The 3,437-nt window shown below is 58.7% G+C and carries 3 protein-coding genes and 1 pseudogene; 2 read left to right on the forward strand and 2 right to left on the reverse strand.

Annotated features, from left to right (window positions below; translation table 11 throughout):
• Window positions 1–123 (forward strand): annotated as a pseudogene (locus GQ56_RS43970) (IS3 family transposase); the annotation flags it as partial.
• Between the two features lie 127 nt (window positions 124–250).
• Here the strand turns inward: GQ56_RS43970 and GQ56_RS0106135 are convergent.
• Both GQ56_RS0106135 and GQ56_RS0106140 read right to left on the reverse strand, forming a co-directional pair.
• Complete coding sequence (locus GQ56_RS0106135) at window positions 251–2,041, reverse strand: N-6 DNA methylase (protein ID WP_152601656.1); 1,791 nt, start codon at window positions 2,039–2,041, stop codon at window positions 251–253.
• A complete protein-coding gene (locus GQ56_RS0106140) occupies window positions 2,038–2,340 on the reverse strand; it encodes a hypothetical protein (RefSeq protein WP_152601657.1) in 303 nt (100 codons plus the stop codon). Before GQ56_RS0106140 ends, GQ56_RS0106135 begins: the two co-directional genes overlap by 4 nt.
• 529 nt (window positions 2,341–2,869) lie before the next feature.
• On the opposite strand from GQ56_RS0106140, the gene GQ56_RS46890 reads away from it, so the two are divergent.
• Window positions 2,870–3,001, forward strand: coding sequence for a hypothetical protein (locus GQ56_RS46890; RefSeq protein ID WP_265183108.1), 132 nt, complete (start codon window positions 2,870–2,872; stop codon window positions 2,999–3,001).
• Window positions 3,002–3,437: the final 436 nt, after the last annotated feature.

Raw genomic sequence — 3,437 nt, forward strand, 5'->3', positions numbered from 1 at the left:
CACCGGGATATCAGCCACTACCTGATGCATCGGTACAACTGGATACGGCCGCATCAGTTCAATGACGGACTGGCGCCGGCTGTTGCGGAAGAAAAACTTAACGCAGTGTCCGGGGTTGGTTGACCACTACAAACCTGCCCTTGCATAGCTGTTGTTGTGTCAGACGCGTTACTGACTGATTCGGTTGGCGACACGGTTGTTCGTTGGTTCATGAGGTGTAATTGGGACAGCCAGCAAACGGACCAATTGTTTATTGGAGCGTCTCTGGCCAGCGTCGCTGCGAGATGTCCGCCATTTCTCCGCCCAAGCTGGCGATTTGGTGTTCGAGGTGGCAAAGCCGGTCATAGTCTTGCCGGATTTCCATGTAGGTCTGCTCGGATGGCAGTGGCACCATGACAGCACTCATCAGCGTTCCCGGACTGATGTGCTGCACGCCTGCGCCAACTTGCAGACCATCAAGCTGCGCCTGGCCATGCGGGGAGCGCAGGTACATGACAAGGACTTCCGGCGACAGGTTCTTGTCGTGCCATTTCGGGTCCAGGCGCAGCACGAGGCAACTCTGAGACACGACAGTTGGCCGGTACTGCGCAGCAGCGCCCATCAGTGCGACCCGCCCGACCGAGCCCTTTATGGAAATCACGATGTCCCCGGGCTGTGCCAGCATTGCTTGTTTGGGCGCAGACTTTAGGTAGACGGTCTTTTCTATGTCGCGATTGATAGGTTGCCACTGATGCAGGTCTGGCAGCCCCACCTCTGTGACTTCAAAGGGGGTTTCTTCCCTAGTGGAAGCAGGGGGCCTGATGGCCTCGCAGATGTCGCCAAGCTTAACCGCGTCATCACCGAGGTCGGCGACGCGGCGCAGGTAGCGCGAAGGCGCGAAGCTGAATTCGTTTGCCTCAATCTCGGCATGGCTCACGCTTCGGGCTTTCTCCGACTGGGCGTGTCCGCGCGCCACCTCTCGGCCAACCGAAATAATGTCTCCAGCCTCTTGAAGCGAGCGGCGGCCACTGCCTAGGTCGGCCATGTAAATAGCGTCTGGCCGACTGCCTGCGTCCAGCACCGTAATGGCACCGGCAATGCCCGTGTTCTTGAACACGCCAGGCGGCAGTGAGATAACAGCCTCGACGCCGGTGCCCTCGCCAACCCGGCCCAGCAGGTACTCACGCAGACGCTGCTCCTGTCCCTTAGTGAACAAGACACCTTGGGGCGTCACAAACACCGCACGCTTCTCGACACGGTTCGCAAACTCAAACAGAGCCCAGGACTCGCTGCGAGCGAACTGCTCGTAGGCTCGGGTTTCCGTGATGTCCCACATCGACATTGGACTGCCCTTGATGGGCATGCCAAAGGGCGGCATCACCAGCGCATAATTTGCACGCCCTACCGGACGTCCCGCAGTGTCGCGCTCGACCTCGTCGCGCACCACTGGCGGCTGGCCCTGTCCAGTTTCAATTGTCAAAAGAAGTTGTCGGGCCAACTGCCAATACGACAACGGAGAAGCTGCAAGAACACGCCAGCCACGGCGCAACGCTTCGACCGTCAACTGCCCTTTGAGGTCAAACGGAATCCAGACTTCAGTACCTGGAGGCGCATCAACCATGTCCATTAGCAACGAAGCCATCTCCGGTATTACTAGGCCGTCAACCTCGCCAAGTCGCCCCGCTAACTCGGTCATATACGGGAGAACATCCCAACGGTGCCGCCCAAGCTCCCGCTCCAATTCCGATACGATCGCTGCCGCCGCAGCGCGCTGACCAACGTCATGGGCAACGGAGGAGCGCTTAGCTGCAATGCGGTCGAATGCCTCGGACGGCAATCCGGCTGCCACTAGCTCACGCCAGGCCGGTGGGTCAGTAAGTTGGTCAACCGTGGAAATGCTACCGGCTTTCCCTTCCACGACCATCCGGCCTGCGGCCAGCCAGGTCAGGACGAATAACTGGGTATCGAAAGCCCCATCGGCACGCGCAAGGTCGGCGAGTTGCCAGCAGGCACGTGTGGCCGGCGTTTCAAGTCGTGGCATGGCGAAATCTTTCTTCTTCAATTGTAGCGGCGGCCAATCGTAAGGACGGTCCGGTCTTCAACGCTGTCCACAGCGTAGACGCCAGCGAGCGCCTGCACTTGCTTCGTGCGGACAACGGCGCGGCAAAGCATGTCAAGCGCATCAGATGTCATCAAGTAGCGGATACAACCCTTGCCGTCGAACTCTCGTTGGCCGTACGCCAACAGCAACGGCAGAATGGCCTTGTCGATGCCGCGTTGTTGCGCACCTTTGTCCGCATGGTGCGAAATGGACGCGCGATGGTAACGACTAGACTCGAATACTTGGTTGCTGTAGCTCACGACCATCTCCATCTGCTCGATGAAATGCATCGTAGCACGCTACGAAAAATAATCGAGCGAAATTTTTCCTGACCTCTAGGCTCCCTTGGCAACGTTACGGCGTTCACCAATCCGGACCAGTTCACGCCGCTGGATTCGTGAGGCAGTTAGGAAATCGAGTTGGCGAGGGCCCCACCGAGCTGGCTAGCAAAACCGTTGCCGGACACGATGATTGCGCCATGTATAGCACTGCGCCGATTAACATCTCCGCAGCCAGTACCGACCTTTCCTACGTCTAAGTGGAAGAAACGAGTCCCGATGCTGCTCTGTCGTTTAATTTGGCAGACTTCACACCCCACATCGAGATTGTTGTCATTGAAGCGCTGTAGGAGGAGATTGCAAAGTGTCGACGATTCAAGCGATAAGGTCGAACGGCCGCTTGTGGCACGAGTGAATTAAAACTCAGACTTATATCACTGCCCCGAGCACGGCAGCAGCCTGCCTGCTCCGCCCGCTCAATCCCGCGCTGGCGAACTTCCGGGGAGCCGTGATGCCCACCTATCCTTCTCCTTTTGAATACTTACTCTCGTTCGGCCTAGTCTTCGCGGCCGGCGTGCTCACATCGATCGCCCTGCGCCAGTACGGCGACAAGATCCGGCGGGAGGCGACCGCTCATGCGTGAACCGCGTTTCCCCCCTCATCCTCGCGATCGGCATGACCCGGACGATGCGTACCTGCACGAGCACGACGATGACGAACCGTTCGAGCAAGGGTTCGTTCCTCCGCATGGACAGCAGAACCATGCCCGACCCAACGCCCAATCAGGCGCGATCCCGTCGTGCCCTAAGTGCCAGTCCGATCGTGTCGAAATGCGCCATCGCGCACGCAAGACTGGCGGAGCCGTTGGTGCGCTCGCCGGCACGGCTGATATGACTCCCGCTGTCAATTGGGATCGGTTTTCAGTTCTCTCTGAGAGGTTCCATTCGAATTTCCTGAGGGCGGCGTAGCAGTACGTCTCGACGGTGGATCACGCTGATATCCGCGGATTGGCTACCGCATTACAGAGGTCCGCCCGATGAGCCTGCCGCTATCTAGCGTCGCAAGTCGAATCGGATTCG

The sequence above is a fragment of the Burkholderia paludis genome (assembly GCF_000732615.1).
GTDB lineage: Bacteria > Pseudomonadota > Gammaproteobacteria > Burkholderiales > Burkholderiaceae > Burkholderia > Burkholderia paludis.

Coding starts and splice junctions, on each gene's coding strand:
- GQ56_RS46890 (WP_265183108.1), top strand. CDS start 2,870: ATGCCCACCTATCCTTCTCCTTTTGAATACTTACTCTCGTTCGGCCTA.